The sequence below is a fragment of the Enterobacter sp. SCRI0065 genome (assembly GCF_059766475.1).
Window position 1 is genome coordinate 1 of the sequence record NZ_JCBAJB010000042.1, and the last position, 404, is coordinate 404.

Consider the following 404-nt stretch of genomic DNA (forward strand, 5'->3'; position numbering starts at 1 on the left):
TCATTCCAGGTGGGACATGTGAATTCGATCTGCCGGCGTATTTTGCATGGCAGCATCACCCCGCCGAGCGCCGCCGCGCCGATATCGTCAAATGGGCCCAACCGCTGGTACCGCTGCGCGACGCCACGATGATCGTGCTGCGGCTGCTGCGCGAGTCGGGCCAGAGTGGCAAGGTGATTGCTAACGCTGGAAGCTATCAGCAGATGCTGTCGGGCCGCGTGTACCAGCTGATGCAGGTGCGCCTGGATGAGTCGGCGCTGGGGTTCATCCCCGAAATCAGCGCCAACAAATACATGCTCTGGGTGCGTTTTACCCAGCAGGATGGCGACCTGCGACCCAAGCCGGTCGATGCGGATATCCCGTTCCAGCTGAAGCTCTGTAATTTCTGAGCCGCATCATGAATG

At 60.1% G+C, this 404-nt stretch carries 1 protein-coding gene; it reads left to right on the top strand.

The window, feature by feature from the left end; translation table 11 throughout:
- The coding region (gene zapD, locus AC6EMZ_RS23330) for a cell division protein ZapD (protein WP_498405189.1) at positions 1-389 on the top strand (389 nt) is incomplete at its 5' end.
- Positions 390-404 lie beyond the last annotated feature (15 nt).